Origin of the sequence: Ramlibacter sp. PS3R-8, assembly GCF_037572435.1 — a bacterium.
Classification (GTDB): domain Bacteria; phylum Pseudomonadota; class Gammaproteobacteria; order Burkholderiales; family Burkholderiaceae_C; genus Ramlibacter.
This window is the reverse complement of sequence record NZ_JBBHGT010000005.1, coordinates 73,048-93,444: the sequence shown is the minus strand read 5'-3', so window position 1 is coordinate 93,444 and position 20,397 is coordinate 73,048. Positions and strand designations below refer to the sequence as shown.

The window sequence follows — 20,397 nt, the reverse complement described above, 5'->3', positions numbered from 1 at the left end:
ACATGCTATCTGCCCGCTTGTAGGTCGGGTTGACGAAGTCACCCCGGCAAGCCGAGCCGCGCCCTCGCCTCGGCGTACTCGCGCTTCAGCCGCGCCACGTACTCGGCCACCGACGTCACCTGGCTCACCGCGCCGATCCCCTGCCCCGAGCCCCAGATGTCCTTCCATGCTTTCTTGCTGCCTTCGCCGCCGCCGAAGCTCATCTTGCTGGGATCGCTTTCGGGCAGATTGTCGGGGTCGAGGCCGGAGGCGCGGATGCTGGCCTTCAGGTAGTTGCCGTGCACGCCGGTGAACAGGCTGGAGTAGACGATGTCGTCCGAAGTGCCGTCGACGATGGCCTGCTTGTAGGCATCGCTGGCGCGCGCCTCGTGCGTGGCGATGAAGGCCGAGCCGATGTAGCCGAAGTCCGCGCCCATGGCCTGGGCGGCGAGCACCGCGCCGCCGGTGGCGATGGCGCCGGACAGCGCGATCGGGCCGTCGAACCACTGGCGGATTTCCTGCACCAGCGCGAACGGGCTTTTGACACCCGCATGGCCACCTGCTCCCGCGGCCACGGCGATCAGGCCGTCGGCGCCCTTCTCGATGGCCTTGCGCGCGAAGGTGTTGTTGATGATGTCGTGCAGCACCACGCCGCCGTAGCTGTGGATGGCCTCGTTCACGTCCACGCGCGCACCGAGCGACGTGATGATGATCGGCACCTTGCGCTTGACCACCGCCTCCATGTCGTGCTCGAGCCGGTCATTGCTCTTGTGCACGATCTGGTTGATGGCGTAGGGCGCGGCCGGGTGCTGCGGGTTGGCGCGGTTGTACGCCGCCAGCGTTTCCTCGATTTCGTGCAGCCACTCGTCCAGCTGGGAAGCCGGCCGGGCGTTGAGCGCCGGCATGGAGCCGACGACGCCGGCCTTGCACTGCTCGATCACCAGCTTCGGCGTGCTCACGATGAACATCGGCGAGGCGATCACGGGCAGGGAGAGGTTCTGCAGGACGGGCGGCAGTTTCGACATCAAGGCTCCTGGGTTGTCGGGGTGCGCTGCGCGCAACCCGACCTGCGGGAATGTGCGCAACCCGCCCCGGGCGGTCACGGTTTCGGGTAGGTCGGGTTCGCGAAGCGACCCCGACACGGTGGCCTAGAAAGCTTCCAGCGCCAGCGCGGTGACGCTGTCGGCGCCCTCCACGATGCTGTCACGCATCCCAGGCGCCTTGGCCAGGATGTGGTCGGCGTAGAAGCGCGCGGTGGCGATCTTCGCCCGCATGAACGCCGCGTCCTGTCCCTTTTGCAACAGGTCCTCGGCCACCAGCAGCGAGCGCGCCATCTGCCAGCCCGCCACCAGGTTGCCGGCCAGCATCAGGTACGGCACCGACCCGGCGAACACGGCGTTCGGCGAACCCTTGGATTGCTGCGCGACGAAGGCCACCGCGTCGAGGAAGGCCTTGCGCGCCGCGGTCAGCCGCTTGGCCACCGCACGCGCGGCCTCGCTGTCGCGCTTCGCCAGCTCGCCCTCGGTCTGCTCGATCTGGCCAGCGATGGCCTGCGCGGTCTGGCCGCCATCCCGCGCGGTCTTGCGGCCCACCAGGTCGTTGGCCTGGATCGCCGTCGTGCCTTCGTAGATGGTCAGGATCTTGGCGTCGCGGTAGTACTGCGCAGCGCCGGTCTCCTCGATGAAGCCCATGCCGCCGTGCACCTGCACCCCCAGCGACGTCACCTCCAGGCTCATCTCGGTGCTGTAGCCCTTGACCAGCGGAACCAGGAATTCATAGAAGGCCTGGTTCTGCTTGCGCGTCGCCGCATCCGGATGGTGGTGGGAAGCGTCGTACGCCGCGGCGGCCACGCTGGCCATGGCACGGCAGCCTTCGGTGTACGCGCGCATCGTCATCAGCATGCGGCGCACGTCGGGGTGGTGGATGATCGTTGCGGGACCGGCGACGGAGCCATCCACCGGGCGCGACTGCACGCGGTCGCGCGCGTACGCCACCGCCTTCTGGTAGGCCCGCTCGGCCACCGCGATGCCCTGCACGCCCACCGCGTAGCGCGCCGCGTTCATCATGATGAACATGTACTCGAGGCCGCGGTTTTCTTCGCCGACGATGAAGCCGACGGCGCCACCCTTGTCGCCGTACTGCAGGACGGCCGTGGGCGACGCCTTGATGCCCAGCTTGTGTTCGATGCTCACGCAGTGCACGTCATTGCGGGCACCCGGCGAGCCATCGGCATTCACCAGGACCTTGGGCACCACGAACAGGCTGATGCCCTTGACGCCTTCGGGCGCACCGGGAATGCGGGCCAGCACCAGGTGGACGATGTTGTCCGCCATGTCGTGCTCGCCGTAGGTGATGAAGATCTTGGTGCCGAACACCTTGTAGGTGCCATCGGGCTGCGGTTCCGCGCGCGTGCGCACCTGCGCGAGGTCGCTGCCGGCCTGCGGCTCCGTCAGGTTCATGGTGCCGGTCCACTCGCCCGTGACCAGCTTCTCCAGGTAGACCGACTTGAGCTGGTCGGACCCCGCCGTCAGCAGCGCCTCGATCGCGCCGTCCGTGAGCAGCGGACAGAGGGCGAAACTCAGGTTGGCCGAGTTCAGCATCTCGCCGCACGCCGCGCCGATGGTCTTGGGCAGGCCCTGGCCGCCGAAATCCAGCGGGTGCTGCAGGCCCTGCCAGCCGCCCTCGGCGTACTGCCGGTAGGCCTGCTTGAACCCGGGCGTGGTGCGAACCTCGCCGGCATTCCAGCTCGATGGGTTGCGGTCGCCGTCGACGTTCAGCGGCGCCACCACGCCCTCGTTGAAACGGGCGCATTCCTCGAGCACGGCCTGCGCCGTGTCGAGCCCCGCCTCTTCGAAGCCGGGCATCTGCGCGATCTGGTCGATGCGGGCGAGATGCTCGATGTCGAACAGCATGTCCTTGACGGGCGCGATGTAGCTCATGGCGTCACAGGGCCTTGACGAGCTCCGGCACCGCCGTGAACAGGTCCGCTTCCAGGCCGTAGTCGGCCACGCTGAAGATCGGCGCTTCCGGGTCCTTGTTGATCGCCACGATCACCTTGGAGTCCTTCATGCCGGCCAGGTGCTGGATGGCGCCGCTGATGCCCAGGGCGATGTACAGCTGCGGCGCGACGATCTTGCCGGTCTGGCCGACCTGGAAGTCGTTGGGTGCGTAGCCTGCGTCCACCGCGGCGCGCGACGCGCCGATGGCCGCGCCGAGCTTGTCCGCCAGCGGCTCCAGCACCCCGTGGAACTTCTCGCTGGAGCCGAGCGCGCGGCCGCCGGAGACGATGATCTTGGCGGCGGTGAGCTCCGGCCGATCGTTCTTCGCGATCTCCTGGCCGACGAAGCTGCTCTTGCCGGCGTCCGCCGCCGCGCTGGCCGTCTCGACGCCGGCGCTGCCGCCGGTGGCCGCGGCCGGGTCGAAGGCCGTGGTGCGCACGGTGATCACCTTCACGCTGTCGGCGGTCTGCACCGTGGCGATGGCATTGCCGGCGTAGATCGGGCGCTCGAAGGTGTCGGGGCTGTTGACCTTCATGATGTCGGAGATCTGCGCCACGTCGAGCCTGGCCGCCACGCGGGGCGCGATGTTCTTGCCGCTGGCGGTGGCGGGGAACAGGATGTGGCTGTAGTTGCCGGCGATGGCGAGCACTTGCGCGGCCATGTTCTCGGCCAGGCCGTGTTCGAACTGCACGCCGTCGGCGTGGATCACCTTGGCGACGCCGGCAATCTGCGCGGCCGCCTTCGCGGCCGCCCCGGCGTTGGCGCCAGCGACCAGCACGTGCACTTCACCACCGCAAGCGGCGGCGGCCGTGACGGTGTTGAGCGTGGCGGGGCGGATGGTTGCGTTGTCGTGTTCTGCAATGACGAGGGATGTCATGGGGTCTGGTCTCCGGGTACGGATCAAATTCAACTCTTAATGCCAACAACCGGACGCACGTCCGGCTGTCCGCATTCAAATGACCTTGGCCTCGGTCTTCAGCTTCGCCACCAGCGTCGCCACATCCGGCACCTTGACACCGGCGCCGCGCTTGGGCGGCTCGGTGACTTTCAGGGTCTTCAGGCGCGGCTTGACGTCGACGCCCAGGTCCTCGGGCTTGACGATGTCCATCTGCTTTTTCTTGGCCTTCATGATGTTGGGCAGCGTCACGTAGCGCGGCTCGTTCAGGCGCAGGTCGGCCGTGATCACGGCCGGGATCGGCACGGAGATGGTCTCCAGGCCGCCGTCGACTTCGCGCGTGACCTTGGCCTTGCCGTCGGCCACTTCGACCTTGGAGGCGAAGGTGGCCTGGGGCAGGTCCAGCAGCGCGGCCAGCATCTGGCCGGTCTGGTTGCAGTCGTCGTCGATCGCCTGCTTGCCCAGGATCACCAGGCCCGGCTGCTCCTTGTCGAACAGCGCCTTGAGCAGCTTGGCCACCGCCAGCGGCTGCAGCTCCTCGTCGGTCTGCACCAGGATGGCGCGGTCGGCGCCGATCGCCATGGCCGTGCGCAGCGTCTCCTGGCATTGCAGCACGCCGCACGAGACGGCGATCACCTCGGTGACGACGCCCTTCTCCTTCAGGCGAACCGCTTCTTCCACCGCGATCTCGTCGAACGGGTTCATGCTCATCTTCACGTTCGCGATGTCCACACCCGTGTTGTCCGACTTCACGCGGACCTTCACGTTGTAGTCCACCACCCGCTTGACGGGGACCAGGACCTTCATGCTGGGACTCCTAGAGTTTCTTGAGAGGATTTGACGTTGACCGGTGATGGTGCCACGAGCGGAGCTTGTTCAAAATAGAACGACCGTTCTTTTTTGCGATTATAGATCCTGTCGCAGGATGCGATGCGGGTAAGTCTGGACCGCGCGCCCCGAAGGGGCGGCTTACATTGCATCGCACCATTACAAGGAGCTCGTTGGATGAATCGCCGCCTGTTGTCCCTGGCCGCCGCGGCGGCCGCATGCGCAGCCCTCCCCGTCGGCGCGCAGACCGTCCTCACCACGTCGAGCTGGGTGCCGCCGACGCACGCCCTGACCGTGGCCCAGCGGGAATGGTGCGACCTGGTGGAAAAGAACAGCAGCGGCAAGGTGAAGTGCAACCACCTGCCGCGCGCCGTGGCCGCGCCGCCCGGCACCTTCGACGCCGTCAAGAACGGCCTGGCCGACGTGTCCTTCACCGTCCACGGCTACACGCCGGGCCGCTTCGTGCTGCCCCAGATGGCGGAGTTCTCGTTCCTGGGCGACGGCGCCGAGCCCCTGTCGGTGGCGTTCAACCGCATCGCCATGAAGTACCCGCAATTCGCGCAGGAACACCAGGGCGTGCACGTGCTGGCCTATTTCACGCACGGGCCCGGCGTCGTCTTCAACACCAAGCGGCCGGTGACGAAGCTCGAAGACCTGCAGGGCCTGAAGTGGCGCGTGGGCGGCGGCATGGTCAACGAGATCAGCAAGGCGCTGTCGATGAACGTCACGCTCAAGCCGGCGCCCGATTCGTACGAGCTGCTGTCGGGCGGTGTCATGGACGGCACCCTGTTCCCCGCCGAATCGATCGAGTCCTTCAAGATCGACAAGGTGATCAAGCACGCCACCACGTTCCCGGGCGGCCTGTACAACACCAGCTTCGTGTTCATGATGAACAAGGACAAGTACGACAAGCTCGCCCCCGACGAGAAGAAGGCGGTCGACGCCGCCTCCGGCGAAGTCGCGGCGCGCATCATCGGCCGCAACTGGGACAAGGTGGACCGCCGCGCGTATGCGCTGATGCAGGCCAACAACGTGCAGGTCAGCAAGGCGGACGCCAAGTTCGTGGCGGACATCAAGTCCAAGACTTCGGCGCTGGAAGCCAAGTGGGTGCAGGACGCCAAGGCCAAGGGCCTGCCCAACGCCGACAAGGTGCTCGCCGAATTCCGGTCCGAGATCGCCAAGGCGTCGAAGTAAGCCCGCTTGAACAAGCTGCTCGACCTGCTGTGCGGGCTGCTGTCGGGGGTCGCGCTGTTCGCCATCATGGCCCTCACGTTCCTGGACGTGCTGGGCCGCAAGTTCCTGTCGAACTCGATCCCGGGCTCGCTCGAGATGACGGAGCTGCTCATGGTGGTGGTGATCTTCGGCGCGCTGCCGCTGGTGTCCCGCCGCGGCGAGCACGTCGAGTTCGATTCGCTCGACCCCTACCTGCCCTCCTGGCTGCGACGCGCGCAGGCCGTGTTCGTCCACCTGCTGTGCGGCGGCGTGCTGCTGGCCCTGGGCTGGCTGATGTGGCGCACTGGCGCGCAATTCGCCGAGACCGGTGAGACGACCGCGCAGCTGAAGATCTCCAAGGCGCCCTTCATCTACGGCATGGGCGTGCTGTGCGCCCTGACGGGGCTGGTGCACCTGGCGCTGGCGCCGCAAAAGCCCGTGGACAAGGCCGAAGGCGAAGGGGCGGCCCTGTGACCGCGGCGCTGCTGGGATTTGCGGCCATCTTTGCGCTGGCGCTGATGCGCGTGCCGCTCGCCTTCGCGATGGGGCTCGTGGGCCTGGCGGGCATCGGGCTCACGCGCGGCTGGCAGCCGGCCCTGGCGAGCGCGTCCCAGGTGGTCTACGAGACCGGCTTCGCCTACACGCTGTCGGTCATCCCGCTGTTCATCCTGATGGGCAACTTCGTGGCCCGCGCGGGCCTGGCGCACGAACTGTTCCAGGCCGCGTATGCCTTCATCGGGCACGTGCGCGGTGGACTGGCCCACGCCACGGTCGCCGCGTGCGCGGGCTTCGGCGCCATCTGCGGCTCCTCCATCGCCACGGCCGCGACCATGAGCAAGGTGGCGTATCCGTCGATGCGCAAGCTGGGCTACAGCGATGCGCTGTCCACCGGCGTCATGGCCGCGGGCGGCACGCTGGGCATCATGATCCCGCCGTCCACCATCATGGTGATCTACGGGATCATCACCGAGACCAACATCGGCAAGCTGTTCGCCGCCGGCGTGGTCCCCGGCTTGCTGACCGCGGCGATGCTGATGCTGACGATCGTGGTCGTCACCTCGCGCGATCCCGAACACGCGCCGCCCGGCGTGCGCTCCACCTGGCCGCAGCGGTGGCGGGCGCTGCGCGGCATCTGGGGCGTGGTGGTGCTGGTGGTGGTGGTGCTCGGCGGCATCTACGGCGGCTTCTTCACGGCCACCGAGGGCGCGGGCTTCGGCGCGGCCGGCGCCTTCCTGTTCGCGCTGCTGCGCGGGCGGCTGACCTGGGGCAGCCTGTTCGGCGTGCTGGTGGAATCCGCCCGCACCACCGCCATGCTGTTCACGCTGCTGATCGCCGCCACGCTGTTCGCCAACTTCGTGAACTTCACGACGCTGCCCGGCGACCTGAAGGAGTGGATCACGCACCAGGGCTGGTCGCCGACCATGATCGTCGTGGCGATGATGGCGATCTACGTGGTCCTGGGGACGGTGATGGAGGAGCTGACGATGGTGCTGCTCACCATCCCGCTGTTCTTTCCCATCGTCACGTCGCTGGGCTTCGACCCGGTCTGGTTCGGCGTGCTGATCGTGATGATCGTGCAGATCGGCCTGATCTCACCGCCCGTGGGCATGAACCTGTTCGTGCTGAACGCGTTGCTGCCGAACGTGGGCCTGGGAAACATCTTCCGCGGCTGCTGGCCCTTCGTCGCCGTGATGATCGTGATGCTGGGCGTGCTGATCGCCTTCCCGCAGCTCAGTCTGTGGTTGCCGTCGCTGATGAAGTAGCCGAACCCCGGTAGCGGCGCCTACACCCTCTGCCGCGCCTCGTGCACCACCTGTTGCGGATACGGAATCTCGATCCCCGCCGCGCGCAGGCCCTGCAGGACGCGGAAGTTGACGTCGGAAATGACCGCGCCGGAGCCGTTCTGCGGATCGGCGATCCAGAACACCAGCTTGAACTCCAGGGCGCTGGAGCCGAACTTCACCAGCTGCACGCCCGGCCCGGGCTCGGCGATCACCCGCGGCGCGCCGCGCGCCGCTTCCAGCAGGATCTCGCGCACCTGGTCGGCGTCGGCGTCGTAGCTGACGCCCACCTCGGTGGACAGCAGCACCTTCGGGTCCGCCAGCGACAGGTTCTCGATGCGCTCGGTGATCAGCTTCTCGTTGGGCACGATGGATTCGCGGCCGCTGAGGGAGCGGATCAGCGTGTAGCGGGTCTTGATGTCCGCCACCACGCCCTCGAAGTTGTCCACGCGCACGGTGTCGCCGATGCGCAGGCTGCGCTCGGCCAGGATGACGAAGCCGCTCACATAGTTGGCGGCGAGCTTCTGCAGGCCGAAGCCCAGGCCCACGCCGAGCGCGCCGCCCAGCACGGACAGCGCCGTGAGGTCCACGCCCACCGCCGACAGCGCGAACAGGAAGCCGAGCAGCAGCAGCGTCGCGCGGATGGCATTGCTCGCGGCCTTGCGCAGCGACAGGTCCGACACCGTGTCGCGCAACACCTGCCGCTCCAGCGCGGAGGCTACCCAGAGCGCAAGCACCATAACCAGTCCGGAAGACAGCACGCCCTGCACGATCGCCAGCAGGCTGATCTCCGATTTGCCGAAGGAGAAGCGGATCGCCTCCATCTCGTCCAGCACCGCCGGCAGCAGCCCCAGGATCCACAGCACCGCGGCGATCCAGGCCACCCAGGAGAACAGGCGCTCCATCAGCCGCGCGAACGCCGACCGCGGGAAGGCCACCGTGAACACGCGCGCCAGCAGGCGGATGCCGACCAGGGCGACCAGCACGGGCACCGCCACCCGCAGCAGCGGCACCTCGCGGAAAGAACCGAAGCCGACCCGCGCCGAGTACGTCAGTCCCAGCGCCAGCATCGGGAACAGCACGCCGTCGATGGTGCCGCGGCCGAACCAGATCGAATCGGGCGGTGCGCGCCGTCCCAGCAGCCAGCACACGCCCCAGGCGACGGCCAGGCAACCCGACAGTACGGCGACCTCCCACGCGAGGGCGCCGTGGCCGACGTCACGGAGCAGCAGGTCCAGGGCGTTCATTGGGCGTGCGGCGCCCAGGCGGGCTTGCGCTTCTCGGTGAAGGCCGTCACGCCTTCGAGCGCGCAGCCTTCCATCATGTTGGCCGCCATGGTCTGCGCGGCCAGTTGGTACGCCGCCTCGATCCCCATCTCACGCTGGCGGTAGAACAGTTCCTTGCCCATGGCGATCGCAACGCGCGGCTTGGCGACGATCGCGGCGACCAGGCGCTCGATCGCGGCATCCAGCTGCGCGGGTTCCACGGCATGGTTGACGAGCCCGTTGGCCTGCGCCTGTCGCGCATCGATGAACTCGCCGGTCACGAGCATCTCCATGGCCTGCTTCGCCGGCACGTTGCGCATCAATGGCACGCTCGGCGTCGAGCAGAACAGCCCGTAGTTGATGCCGCTGACGGCAAAGCGCGCCTCGGTGGAGGCGACCGCCAGGTCGCACTGCGCGACCAGCTGGCAGCCGGCCGCGGTGGCGATGCCGTGCACGCGCGCGATCACCGGCACCGGCAGTTTCTGCACGGCCAGCATCATGCGGGCGCACTGCGCGAACAGCCTCTGGTAGTAGTCCCGCTCGGGCCGCGCGATCATCTCCTTGAGGTGATGGCCGGCGCAGAACGCCTTGCCGGCGCCGGCCAGCACCACGGCCCGCACCGATTCGTCACCGGCCAGCGCGTCCAGCGCCTCCTGCAACGCCAGCAGCATCTCCTCGCTCAGCGCGTTGAAACTCGCCGGGCGGTTCATCGTCAGGGTGACGACGCCCCGCGCGTCCCGGCTCTCGACCAGTGGCTTGTCCATGGTTGCTCCTCCTCTGCTCGGCCCCGCGTTCAGACGCCGGCCAGCGCCCGCACGTGCGCCTCGACGCTGCGGCCCAGCGCGTCCAGGTTGTAGCCGCCTTCCAGCGACGAGACGATGCGGCCCTTGCCGTGGCGGGCGGCGATGTCCTTGATCTGTTGCGTCATCCACACGTAGTCCGCCTCCACCAGCCCCAGCTGGCCGAGGTCGTCCTCGCGGTGGGCGTCGAAGCCCGCGCTCACGAAGATCATCTCCGGCTTGAACGCCTCCAGCCGCGGCAGCCAGTGCTGCTCGATCAACTGGCGGATCGCCGGCCCGCGCGTGTACGCCGGCACCGGGATGTTCACCATGTTCGCGCCCATCGGGTCGGCGCCGGTGCCCGGATAGAAAGGGTGCTGGAAGATGCCGACCATCAGCACGCGCGGGTCGCCGGCCAGGATGTCCTCGGTGCCGTTGCCGTGGTGCACGTCGAAATCGACCACCGCGACGCGCTTGAGGCCATGGCGCTCCAGCGCATAGCGGGCCGCCACGGCGACGCTGTTGATGATGCAAAAGCCCATCGCCCGGTCTCGGCAGGCGTGGTGGCCCGGCGGCCGTACGGCGCAGAAGGCGTTTTCCAGCTCGCCCGCGATGACGGCGTCCGTGGCGGCGATGGAAGCGCCGGCGGCACGCAGCGCGGCGTTCCAGGTGTGGCGGTTCATCGACGTATCCGGGTCGATCTGCATGCGGTCCATGCCGCCGGCATCGAGCTGCTCCAGCAGCTCCTCGGACAGGCCGCGCATGGCGGCCACGTGCATGCGGTCGTGGGCGAGTTCGAGAGTGTCGGTGCTGGCCAACGGCGCCTCGCGCCGCTCGACGACGTCCAGCAGGCCGGAGGCGAGCATGCGGTCCTCGATGGCATCGAGCCGCTCCGGGCACTCGGGGTGCCCGCGGCCCATCTCGTGTCTCCTGCAGTCCGGGTGCGTGAAATAGCCGGTTTTGTGCATGGCTCGCTTCGGCCTCGGTCCAAATTGCGATAACGTCGCGCTGTATGGAAGCTCGACAAAAACTCAAAACGCTCCTCGACCAGCTTAACACGGTGATCGTCGGCAAGCCCTCTCAGGTGCGCGACTGCGTGGCCTGCCTGCTGGCGGGGGGCCACCTGCTGATCGAGGACGTCCCGGGCGTCGGCAAGACCACCCTGGCGCACGCGCTGGCGCGGGCCTTCGGCTTGCAATTCTCGCGGGTGCAGTTCACCGCGGACCTGATGCCGAGCGACCTGTCCGGGGTCTCGGTCTACGACCGCGGCAAGGAAAGCTTCATCTTCCACCCCGGACCGATGTTCGCGCAGGTGCTGCTGGCCGACGAGATCAACCGTGCCAGCCCCAAGACGCAAAGCGCGCTGCTGGAGGCGATGGAGGAAAAGCAGGTGACGGTGGAAGGCGAGACGCGCGCCCTGCCCTCGCCCTTCTTCGTGATCGCCACCCAGAATCCGCACGACCAGCTGGGGACCTACGCCCTGCCCGAGTCGCAACTCGATCGCTTCCTGATGCGCATTTCGCTCGGTTACCCGGATCGCGCGGCCGAACGCGCGCTGTTCTCGGGCGCCGACCGCCGCGACATGGTGGAGCGGCTGGGCAACACGCTGACCCCGACCGAGCTGCAGCTGCTGCAGCAGCAGGTGCTGGACATCCATGCCGCCGACCCGCTGCTCGATTACGTGCAGGACCTGGTGGCGGCCAGCCGCTCCGGCCGCTGGTTCCTGCAAGGCCTGAGCCCGCGCGCGGGCATCGCCGTCATCCGCGCCGCCAAGGCGCAGGCCCTGCTGTCGGGTCGTGACTACGTGGCGCCGGACGACGTGCAGCAGATCCTGCCGCAGACGGTGGCGCACCGCCTCATCCCCGTGGGCGACGCCGGCCGCGGGCCGATGGAACAGGTGCGCGCGATGGTGGAGGCAGTGCCCCTGCCCTGACGCACACCATGGACGCCACGGTCCTCGACCCGGCCGGCTTCGTCCGGCGCCGCTTTCGCCAATGGTGGCAGGCGCGCCTGCCGCTGTCCGACACGCTGACGCTGACGCAGCGCAACGTGTACATCCTGCCGACGCGCCCGGGTTTCATGCTGGGGCTCACGCTGCTGGTGCTGCTGGTCGGCTCCATCAACTACCAGTTGAACCTCGGCTACCTCCTGACCTTCCTGCTGGCCGGCAGCGCCGTCGCCGGCATGCACGTGTGCCATGCCACGCTGCGCGGGCTCACGCTGATCCTGCTGGCGCCGCCGGCGCAGTTCGCCGGCGCCAGCGCCACGCTGTCGGTGGTGCTGGGCAACAGCCGCAACCAGGTGCGCCACGGCATCGGCCTGGCGGTGCTGGACGCCACGCACGAAGACCACTGGACGTGGACCGATGTGCCGGCCCAGGGGAGCTGCACGGTGCAGGTCGCCTTCCGTCCCGACCGCCGCGGCCTGCACCGCGTGCCGCCGCTCACGGCCGAGACGCGCTTTCCGCTCGGCACCTTCCGCGTCTGGACCGTGTGGCGGCCGGCCGCCCAGGTGCTGGTGTACCCGCGGCCGGAACCGATGCCGCCGCCGCTGCCTGCGGGCGAGCCGCGCTCCGGCGGAACCGCCATGTCGAAGGTGCAGAACACGGGCGAGTTCGAGGGTGTGCGCGCCTACCGGCGCGGCGACCCGCTCAAGCTGGTGGTCTGGAAGAAGGCCGCCAAGACCGACGAACTCGTCAGCCGCGACACCTTGCAGGCCCAGCGCCACGAGCTCTGGCTCGATCACGCGCAAACCGGCCTGAGCGAGCGCGAGGCGCGCATCTCGCGCCTGGCCGCATGGGTCCTGCAGGCGGACAAGATGGGGCAGGACTATGGCTTGCGCCTGCCAGGCCAGAGCGTGCAGCCCGGCAATGGCGAGGCGCACAAGCGCCGGTGCCTGGAGGCGCTGGCCCTGTGCTGAACCCCATCGCCCGCCTGGCCTCGCTGCCGCGCGACGGCCGCGACACGCTGTTCCTGCTGCTGGTGATCGGCTGGGTGGTGGTGCCCCACGTGGCGAACCTGCCCTGGTGGACCTCGGCGCTGGTGGCCATCGTGCTGGCCTGGCGCGCCACGCTGGCCGTGCGCGCGCAGCCGCTGCCCTCTCGGTGGTGGCTGCTCGCGCTGCTGGGCGTGGCGCTGGCCGGCACCTGGCTGACGCACCGCACGCTGCTCGGCCGCGACGCCGGCGTGACGCTGATCGTGGCGCTGCTGGCGCTCAAGACGCTGGAGCTGCGCGCCAGGCGCGACGCCTTCGTCATCTTCTTCCTGGGCTTCTTCACGATGCTCACGAACTTCTTCTTCTCGCAGTCGCTCGCCGTAGCCGCGGCGATGCTGCTGGCGCTGCTCGGACTGCTGACGGCGCTGGTCAACGCCCATATGCCGGTGGGCCGCCCGCCGCTGCGCGAGGCCGCCCGGATCGCCGGCTGGATGGCGCTGCTCGGCGCGCCGGTGATGGCGGTGCTGTTCGTGCTGTTTCCCCGCATCGCGCCCCTGTGGGGCATCCCCGGCGACGCCATGAGCGGACGCAGCGGCCTGTCGGCGCAGATGCAGGTGGGCAACATCGCCTCGCTGGCGCTGGACGAAAGCGTCGCCTTCCGCGTCAAGTTCGAAGGCCCGGCGCCGGCGCAGCGCGACCTGTACTTCCGCGGACCCGTGCTCAGCGAGTTCGACGGCCGCGAATGGCGCCCCCTGATGGCGCGCGCGATGCTGCGCTTTCCGCCGCCGCAGCTGGGCGACCCCCAGCTGGTGGCCTTCGGCACGGGGATCCGCTACGAGGTCACCCTGGAGCCGAACAACCGGCCCTGGCTGCTGACGCTGGACGCGGGAACGCAGGCGCCGCTGGCGCCCAACCTGCAGACCGCCATGACCAGCGAGCTGCAGTGGGTGTCCTCGCGGCCGGTGGTGGACCTGTTGCGCTACCAGGCGGTCAGCCACGTCAACTTCCGCCACGGCCCGCAGCAACGCATCTCCGTGCTGCCGGAATACAGCAACCTGCCGCCCGGGTTCAACCCGCGCACGCTGGAACTCGCCGGCCGCCTGATGCGCGAGAACCCGTCCGGCGACGCGCTGTCCCTGATCCAGGCCGGGCTGCACCAGTTGCGCACCGGCGGCTACACCTACACCCTCGAGCCCGGCGTGTACGGGGAGCACACGGCGGACGAATTCTGGTTCGACAACAAGCAGGGCTTCTGCGAGCACATCGCCTCCGCCTTTGTCGTGCTGATGCGCGCCATGAGCATCCCGGCCCGCGTCGTCACCGGCTACCAGGGCGGCGAGTTGAACCGGGTGGACGGCTACTGGGTGGTGCGGCAAAGCGATGCGCACGCCTGGACCGAGGTGTGGCTGGAAACGCGCGGCTGGGTCCGGGTCGACCCGACCGCGGTGGTGGCGCCGGGGCGCACCGGGATGTTCCAGCGCCTGAGCGCGCCGCGCGGGGTGTTCGCCACCGCCATGGACACGGTGAACCCCACGCTGTCCGCCACCCTGCGCTCCACCTGGGAGGCCATGAACAACGGCTGGAACCAGTGGATCCTGAACTACACCCAGAGCCGGCAGCTCAACATCCTGCGCAACCTGGGCTTCGAGTCGCCGGGCTGGGAAGACTTGAGCCGCGTGCTGATCGGCGTGATCGTGATCGTGGCGCTGCTCGGCGCCCTCTGGAGCTGGTGGGACCGCCTGCAGCACGACCCATGGCTGAGGCTGCTGGCGCGCGCGCGCAAACGCCTGCGGCAGGCAGGGCTGGAAACGGGCGCCGCGACACCACCGCGCGAAATCGCGAAACTCGTCACCACACGCTTTGGCGCGGATGCGCGAGGATGCGTGGAATGGCTCCTGAAACTCGAAGCACAGCGGTATGCGCGCGTGCCGGGAGCCGACTTGCCCGCCTTGCGGCGGGAGTTCCAACAGCTTTCCTGGCCCCATTGATGTCCCGACTTCGTTTCCCCCGGCCCGCCCTGTGGGCCGCCCTGCTCGTCCTGCCCGCCGCGGTGCATGCCCAACCCGCCGTGGCCGAGGAGGCGCCGGCCGCGCGCGCCGCCGCCTCCCTGGCCAAGGGAGTCAAGCCCGCGCAGGCCGCCCGTGCCGCGAACAGTTCCGCGCAGCGGCGCGGCCCGCCGTACGCACAGCGGGAAGACGCGATGCAGTTTGCCGACGAGATCGCGGAAAAGCGCGGCCTGAAGCCGGACTGGGTGCGCAAGATGATCGGGCAGGCGCAGAACCTGTCCGTGGTCTCGCGCCTGATGCAGCCCGCGCCGGCAACGCAGCCGAAGAACTGGCGCATCTACCGCAGCCGCTTCATCGACGCCGTCCGCATCCAGGCCGGGGTGAGCTTCTGGCAGGAGCACGAGCGCACGCTGCAGCGGGCGTCGGAGGAATTCGGCGTGCCGCCGGAGATCATCGTCGGCATCATCGGCGTGGAGACGATCTATGGCCGGCAGCTCGGCGACTTCCGCATCCTCGATGCGCTGGCGACGCTGTCGTTCGATTTTCCGGACAGCCACCCGCGTGCCGCGGAACGCAGGCAGTACTTTCGCGGCGAGCTGGAGCAGTTCCTCGCCACGCATTCGGCCCAGCGCACCAACCCGCTGCGCCCGGTGGGCAGCTACGCTGGCGCCTGGGGCATGCCACAGTTCATGCCGAGCAGCGTGGCGCGCTGGGGCGTGGATTACGACGGCGACAAGACGATCGACCTCGTGAGCAGCATCGACGACGTGATCGGTTCGGTGGCCAATTACTTCAAGGGTTATGGCTGGAACCCCGGCATGCCGACGCATTACCCGGTGCGCTTCGACGCCGAGAAGCTGGACATGGAAGCGCTGATGGCGCCTGACATCCTGCCGACCTTCGGCGTGGCGAGCTTCCAGGCCAAGGGAGCCGTGCTGGAAGGCGCGGCGCTGGACCACAAGGGGCCGCTGGCGCTGATCGAATTGCAGAACGGCGGCGACCCGCCGACCTACGTGGCCGGCACCGAGAACTTCTACGTGATCACACGCTACAACTGGTCCAGCTATTACGCGATGTCGGTGATCGAACTGGGCCGCGAAGTCAAGGAAGCCATGGGCCGAACCACCGCCAGCAGCCGCTGACGGCCGGAATCCCGCGTTACTTCGGTAACCGATTGATGAACGGCCTTGCGCCGTGACATCCGCATCACCACGCGCTGCGTATCTCCGGACAATGGGAAGCGCCATGAACTTCGATGTCGTCATCGACCAGAAGGCGCGGTTCGTCAGGGTCGCGCTCTCGGGCAATCCTTCGATCGGGCAGATGCTGTCGATGATCCACCTGCTCGGCGTGGAGAGCGAGACCTGGGAGCAGACCGCGACCCTGGTGGACCTGCGCGGCGTCGAGACGGAGTTTTCGCAGCTCGAGCAGTTCCGCATCGGCGAGGAGGCGGCATCCAGCCTGTCGCACATGGACAAGATCGCCTCCGTGGTGCCGCCCGCGCGCATCACCCGCATCAGCCAGCGCGCGGCCCGCCGCAATGGCATCGACCTGTGCGTGTTCGGGGATGAGGGGGAGGCTGTGGCGTGGTTGCTTTCGTAGTTGGGGACGCCATGCTCGTAGGCCGGGCGTTGAATTTGTGGTGCGACGTCACGCCGGGGTTCGGCTGCGCGCTCACCTCCGGCCTACGGGGGAGACGCCAACCACTCGCTGAACGCCGCGCGCACGCGCGCGGCCTGCGCTGCCCGGTCTTCGCCGAAGCCGCGGCGGAACAGGCGCGCAGTGGGGTACCAGGGAGAATCCTCGCGCTCCAGCAACCAGCGCCAGTCCGCATTCGGCCCCAGCAGGATCCATACGGGCTTGCCCAGCGCGCCGGCCAGGTGAGCGATGGCGGTGTCGACGGTGACCACCAGGTCCAGCTGCTCGAGCATCGCCGCGCTCTCGCCGAAGTCCGTCCAGTCGCCTGTCAGGTCGACCAGCTCGCGCGCATCCGGCGCGACATCCGTCCACGCACCGGCGTCGCCCTTCTGCAGGTTGAAGCACTGCACCCCGGGGGCCTGCGCCAGCGGGCGCAGCAGGCTGTAGGGCATGGCGCGGTTGCGGTTGTTGACCTGCACGCGCGAGCCGCACCAGGCCAGCCCCACCTTGCGCCGTCCGGCCCATGGCTGCAGCCGCACCGACCAGCGCTCCCGCGCCGCCTGCGGCGCGCGCAGGTAAGGCACCGAGTCCGGAATCGTGTCGAGCGTCACGCCCAGCCGTCCCGGCACGTCCATCAGGGCCGCATGCCATTGCACGCGCAGGTCGCGCCCCGGGCCCGCGCACGGCACGCCGGGAAAACTGGCCTCCACCAGCGGCACCAGCTCCGGCGCCACCGCGCAGGCGACGTCGGCGCCGAGCGCCTGCAATTGCGGCAGGAAGCGCAGGCACTGCAGCACGTCGCCCCATCCTTGCTCGCCATAGACCGCGATTCGCTGGCCCGCCAGCGGCACCTGCCGCCCCGGCCATTCACGGGCGGGCTGGAAGAATGCCGGGCGGCGGAGACGGCCATCGCGCCAGCGCGCCTCGTACGGTTGCCATCCCTCTGGCAAGCGGCCGGCGAGCAGCAGGGTGAACGCGAGGTCGAGCTCCGCGACCGCGAAGCCGGGCTGCAAGGCCAATGCGTGCCGCAGTTGCCGCTCCGCCTCGTCCAGCCGGTTCAGGTTCAGCAAGGCGGTGCCGAGGATGCGCTGCGCGAAGGCATTGCCCGGAGCGATCGCCACGGCGCGTTGCGCATGGCGCAGCGATCCTTCAAAGTCCTCCAGCCGCCACAGCACGCCCGCCAGGTCGACGTGCGCCTCCAGCAGGTCCGGCTGCACGGACAGCGCCTGGCGGTACAGCGCAGCCGCGGCTTCGGCGTCACCGGTGTTTTCCTCGCAGAAGGCCGCATGCAGGAAGTTGCCGGCGCTGCGGGCCTGGAACCGCTGCAACAGGTCGCGGTAGTGCGGCAACGCCTGCGCAAACGACTGCTGCGACAGCAGCAGGTCGGCCAGCAACTGCAGCGGCTCCACCGACTCGGGGGCGATGCGCACCGCATCGGCAACCCAGGCGATGGCGGCGGGCACATCGCCGGTGCCGGCGCACGCCCGTGCCAGGCCGATGCGGGCTGCAAGGGAGTCCGGCTGCTGGCGCAGGGCCTGCGCATACAGGGCCAGCGCTTCGTGGAAGCGGCCGCCGGCCAGCAGCGCCGGGCCCTGGTGCGCTGTCACGCGGGCAGGAGGAAGTCGCGGCTGATGCGCGCGCCCAGGTCGTTCACGCGGTCGAGGAACTGCGTCAGGAACGCGTGCAGGCCGTTGGCCAGGATCTCCTCGATGTTGCCGTACTGCAGCTCGGCGCGCAGCCGGCCGGCGCGGCGCTGCGTCTCGGACGACTGGTCGCCGCCCACCAGGGCGAGGTTGCTCACCACCTCGTTCAGGCTGGCATGCAGCGAGCGCGGCATGTCGGCGCGCAGGATCAGGAGTTCGGCCACGCGCTCGGGCTTGATCACGTCGCGGTACACCTTGCGATAGATCTCGAAGCCGGAGACGCTGCGCAGGATGGCGCTCCAGTGGTAGAAGTCGTATTCCTGGTCCTTCTCGCTGGCGGTGCCGAAGAAGTCGCTCTGCACCGCGTGGAACTTCACGTCCACCAGCCGCGCCGTGTTGTCGGCGCGTTCGAGGAAGGTGCCCAGGCGCATGAAATGCAGCGCCTCGTCCATCAACATGGTCCCCACCGTCACGCCGCGCGACAGGTGCGAGCGGAACTTGACCCATTCGAAGAACTGCCCCGGATCGCGCTCGAAGTCGCCGGCTGCCAGCATGCGGTTGATCTCCAGCCAGGTCTGGTTCTGGGTCTCCCAGGCCTCGGTGGTCAGCGAACCGCGCACGGCCCGCGCGTTCTCGCGCGCCGCGCGCAGGCACGAGACGATGGACGACGGGTTGCTCTCGTCGCGCACCATGAACTGCATCACGCGCTGCGGCTCGACGTCGCCGTGCTTGGCCTGGTAGGCCGGCATCAGCTCGCTGATGGACAGCATGCCCTGCCAGCCCACCTTGGAGACGGCGGCGGACTGCGGCAGCAGCGAGGTCTGGTAATTCACGTCCAGCATGCGCGCGGTGTTCTCCGCCCGCTCGGTGTAGCGCGACATCCAGAACAGGTGGTCGGCGGTGCGGCTCAGCATGGCGTCATACCTCCAGCACCCAGGTGTCCTTGGTGCCGCCGCCCTGCGAGGAGTTGACGACCAGCGAGCCCTCCTTGAGCGCCACGCGCGTCAGGCCGCCGGGCACCATCTGGACGTCCTTGCCGGACAACACGAAGGGCCGCAGGTCGATGTGGCGCGGCGCGATGCCCTTTTCGACGAAGGTCGGGCAGCTCGAAAGCGCCAGCGTCGGCTGGGCGATGTAGCCCTCGGGCTTGGCCTCGATGTGCTTGCGGAAGTCCTCGATCTCCTGCTTCGTCGAGGCCGGCCCCACCAGCATGCCGTAGCCGCCGGCGCCGTGCACCTCCTTGACGACCAGGTCCTTCAGGTTGGCCAGCACGTACGCGAGGTCGTCCTTGACGCGGCACATGTAGGTCGGCACGTTCGACAGCATCGGCTTCTCGCCGAGGTAGAACTCGATCATCTTCGGCACGTACGGATAGATCGACTTGTCGTCGGCGATGCCCGTCCCGACGGCATTGCACAGCGAGACATTGCCGGCGCGATACACGTTCAGCAGGCCGGCCGTGCCCAGCGTGGAGTTCGGCCGGAAGGCGAGCGGGTCGAGGAAGTCGTCGTCCACCCGCCGGTAGATCACGTCCACCCGGCGCGGACCGCGCGTGGTGCGCATGTAGCAGAAGTTGTCCTTGACGAACAGGTCCTGCCCTTCGACCAGTTCCACGCCCATCTGCTGGGCCAGGAAGGCGTGCTCGAAGTAGGCGCTGTTGTACATGCCGGGGGTGAGCACCACCACCGTCGGGTCGTCGGTCGTGGACGGGGCGGATGCGCGCAGCGTCTCCAGCAGCAGGTCCGGGTAGTGCATGACCGGCGCCACCTGGTGGGCGCTGAACAGGTCGGGGAACAGCCGCATCATCATCTTGCGGTCTTCCAGCATGTAGCTCACGCCGCTGGGCACCCGCAGGTTGTCCTCCAGCACGAAGTACTCGCCGCCGCCCTTGCCCTGGCCGTCGGGCGCCCGCACGATGTCCACGCCGGCGATGTGCGAGTAGATGTGGTTCGGCACGGTCACGCCTACCATCTCCTGGCGGAACTGGGTGTTGCCGATGATCTGCTCGCGGGGGACGACGCCGGCCTTCAGGATCTCCTGGCCGTGGTAGACGTCGTGGATGAACCGGTTCAGGGCCGTGACGCGCTGCACCAGGCCTTTTTCCATCCAGCGCCACTCGGCCGCCGGGATGATGCGGGGGATCAGGTCGAAGGGGATCAGCCGCTCGGTGCCCGAGCCGTCCTCATCCTTGGCGCCGTAGACGGCGAAGGTGATCCCCACCCGGCGGAAGATCATCTCGGCTTCTTCGCGCCGCGACCGCATCATCTCCTGCGGCTGGCGGCCGAGCCACTGGGCGTAGGTGCGGTAATGGTCGCGCACGCCCTGCACTTGTGACTGCGACATGCCGCCCATGGACTGCGTCTGGAACTGGACCGGTCCATCGCCGGGCAGCTGGGCGAACATCTCGTCGAATTTCTGCATAAGTGCGTGTTCCTCGG

Annotated in this window: 18 protein-coding genes; 8 read left to right on the top strand and 10 right to left on the bottom strand. The window is 68.6% G+C overall.

Features of this window, described 5'->3' with window-relative positions; genetic code table 11:
- Positions 1 to 38: 38 nt before the first annotated feature.
- The 4 genes from WG902_RS17270 to WG902_RS17255 form a co-directional block, all read right to left on the bottom strand.
- Positions 39 to 1,004, bottom strand: a complete 966-nt coding sequence (locus WG902_RS17270; protein ID WP_340061385.1) for an NAD(P)H-dependent flavin oxidoreductase — start codon at positions 1,002 to 1,004, stop codon at positions 39 to 41.
- A 123-nt stretch (positions 1,005 to 1,127) separates the two neighbouring features.
- Positions 1,128 to 2,918, bottom strand: coding sequence for an acyl-CoA dehydrogenase (locus WG902_RS17265; RefSeq protein WP_340061384.1), 1,791 nt, complete (start codon positions 2,916 to 2,918; stop codon positions 1,128 to 1,130).
- Positions 2,919 to 2,922: 4 nt separating this feature from the next.
- Positions 2,923 to 3,855: an electron transfer flavoprotein subunit alpha/FixB family protein gene (locus tag WG902_RS17260; RefSeq protein WP_340061383.1), complete on the bottom strand. Its 933-nt coding sequence runs from the start codon at positions 3,853 to 3,855 to the stop codon at positions 2,923 to 2,925.
- 75 nt (positions 3,856 to 3,930) lie between these two features.
- Entirely contained in the window at positions 3,931 to 4,680 is a 750-nt protein-coding gene (locus tag WG902_RS17255) for an electron transfer flavoprotein subunit beta/FixA family protein (RefSeq protein WP_340061382.1), read from the bottom strand.
- Positions 4,681 to 4,878: 198 nt separating this feature from the next.
- Between WG902_RS17255 and WG902_RS17250 the strand changes: the two genes are divergently transcribed.
- The 3 genes from WG902_RS17250 to WG902_RS17240 are packed head-to-tail and all read left to right on the top strand — an operon-like array spanning position 4,879 to position 7,676.
- A complete protein-coding gene (locus tag WG902_RS17250) occupies positions 4,879 to 5,895 on the top strand; it encodes a TRAP transporter substrate-binding protein (RefSeq protein ID WP_340061381.1) in 1,017 nt (338 codons plus the stop codon).
- Positions 5,896 to 5,901: 6 nt separating this feature from the next.
- Entirely contained in the window at positions 5,902 to 6,387 is a 486-nt protein-coding gene (locus WG902_RS17245) for a TRAP transporter small permease (protein WP_340061380.1), read from the top strand.
- Positions 6,384 to 7,676, top strand: a complete 1,293-nt coding sequence (locus WG902_RS17240; protein WP_340061379.1) for a TRAP transporter large permease — start codon at positions 6,384 to 6,386, stop codon at positions 7,674 to 7,676. Before WG902_RS17245 ends, WG902_RS17240 begins: the two co-directional genes overlap by 4 nt.
- A 20-nt stretch (positions 7,677 to 7,696) precedes the next feature.
- Here the strand turns inward: WG902_RS17240 and WG902_RS17235 are convergent, their stop codons facing one another.
- From WG902_RS17235 to WG902_RS17225, 3 genes are read right to left on the bottom strand one after another with little or no spacing between them, the layout of a single operon-like run.
- Complete coding sequence (locus tag WG902_RS17235; RefSeq protein WP_340061378.1) at positions 7,697 to 8,941, bottom strand: mechanosensitive ion channel family protein; 1,245 nt, start codon at positions 8,939 to 8,941, stop codon at positions 7,697 to 7,699.
- The gene (locus WG902_RS17230) at positions 8,938 to 9,723 is read right to left on the bottom strand and encodes an enoyl-CoA hydratase (protein WP_340061377.1); all 786 of its coding nucleotides are present in this window, start codon (positions 9,721 to 9,723) and stop codon (positions 8,938 to 8,940) included. Before WG902_RS17230 ends, WG902_RS17235 begins: the two co-directional genes overlap by 4 nt.
- A gap of 29 nt (positions 9,724 to 9,752) precedes the next feature.
- A complete protein-coding gene (locus WG902_RS17225) occupies positions 9,753 to 10,706 on the bottom strand; it encodes a histone deacetylase family protein (protein WP_340061376.1) in 954 nt (317 codons plus the stop codon).
- A 44-nt stretch (positions 10,707 to 10,750) separates the two neighbouring features.
- Here WG902_RS17225 and WG902_RS17220 point away from each other — a divergent pair, with 44 nt between their 5' ends.
- The 5 genes from WG902_RS17220 (at position 10,751) to WG902_RS17200 (ending at position 16,280) form a co-directional block, all read left to right on the top strand.
- Positions 10,751 to 11,671, top strand: coding sequence for an AAA family ATPase (locus WG902_RS17220; protein WP_340061375.1), 921 nt, complete (start codon positions 10,751 to 10,753; stop codon positions 11,669 to 11,671).
- A gap of 8 nt (positions 11,672 to 11,679) precedes the next feature.
- Positions 11,680 to 12,657: a DUF58 domain-containing protein gene (locus WG902_RS17215; protein ID WP_340061374.1), complete on the top strand. Its 978-nt coding sequence runs from the start codon at positions 11,680 to 11,682 to the stop codon at positions 12,655 to 12,657.
- Positions 12,654 to 14,660: a transglutaminase family protein gene (locus WG902_RS17210; RefSeq protein WP_340061613.1), complete on the top strand. Its 2,007-nt coding sequence runs from the start codon at positions 12,654 to 12,656 to the stop codon at positions 14,658 to 14,660. The genes WG902_RS17215 and WG902_RS17210 overlap by 4 nt, the downstream gene beginning before the upstream one ends.
- Entirely contained in the window at positions 14,660 to 15,820 is a 1,161-nt protein-coding gene (gene mltB / locus WG902_RS17205; protein WP_340061373.1) for a lytic murein transglycosylase B, read from the top strand. Before WG902_RS17210 ends, mltB begins: the two co-directional genes overlap by 1 nt.
- A gap of 103 nt (positions 15,821 to 15,923) precedes the next feature.
- Complete coding sequence (locus WG902_RS17200) at positions 15,924 to 16,280, top strand: STAS/SEC14 domain-containing protein (protein WP_340061372.1); 357 nt, start codon at positions 15,924 to 15,926, stop codon at positions 16,278 to 16,280.
- Positions 16,281 to 16,363: 83 nt separating this feature from the next.
- Here the strand turns inward: WG902_RS17200 and WG902_RS17195 are convergent, their stop codons facing one another.
- The 3 genes from WG902_RS17195 to WG902_RS17185 are packed head-to-tail and all read right to left on the bottom strand — an operon-like array spanning position 16,364 to position 20,380.
- Complete coding sequence (locus WG902_RS17195) at positions 16,364 to 17,923, bottom strand: tetratricopeptide repeat protein (protein WP_340061371.1); 1,560 nt, start codon at positions 17,921 to 17,923, stop codon at positions 16,364 to 16,366.
- The gene (locus tag WG902_RS17190) at positions 17,920 to 18,873 is read right to left on the bottom strand and encodes an alpha-E domain-containing protein (protein WP_340061370.1); all 954 of its coding nucleotides are present in this window, start codon (positions 18,871 to 18,873) and stop codon (positions 17,920 to 17,922) included. The genes WG902_RS17195 and WG902_RS17190 overlap by 4 nt, the downstream gene beginning before the upstream one ends.
- A gap of 4 nt (positions 18,874 to 18,877) precedes the next feature.
- Positions 18,878 to 20,380, bottom strand: coding sequence for a circularly permuted type 2 ATP-grasp protein (locus WG902_RS17185; RefSeq protein WP_340061369.1), 1,503 nt, complete (start codon positions 20,378 to 20,380; stop codon positions 18,878 to 18,880).
- Between the last annotated feature and the right edge of the window lie 17 nt (positions 20,381 to 20,397).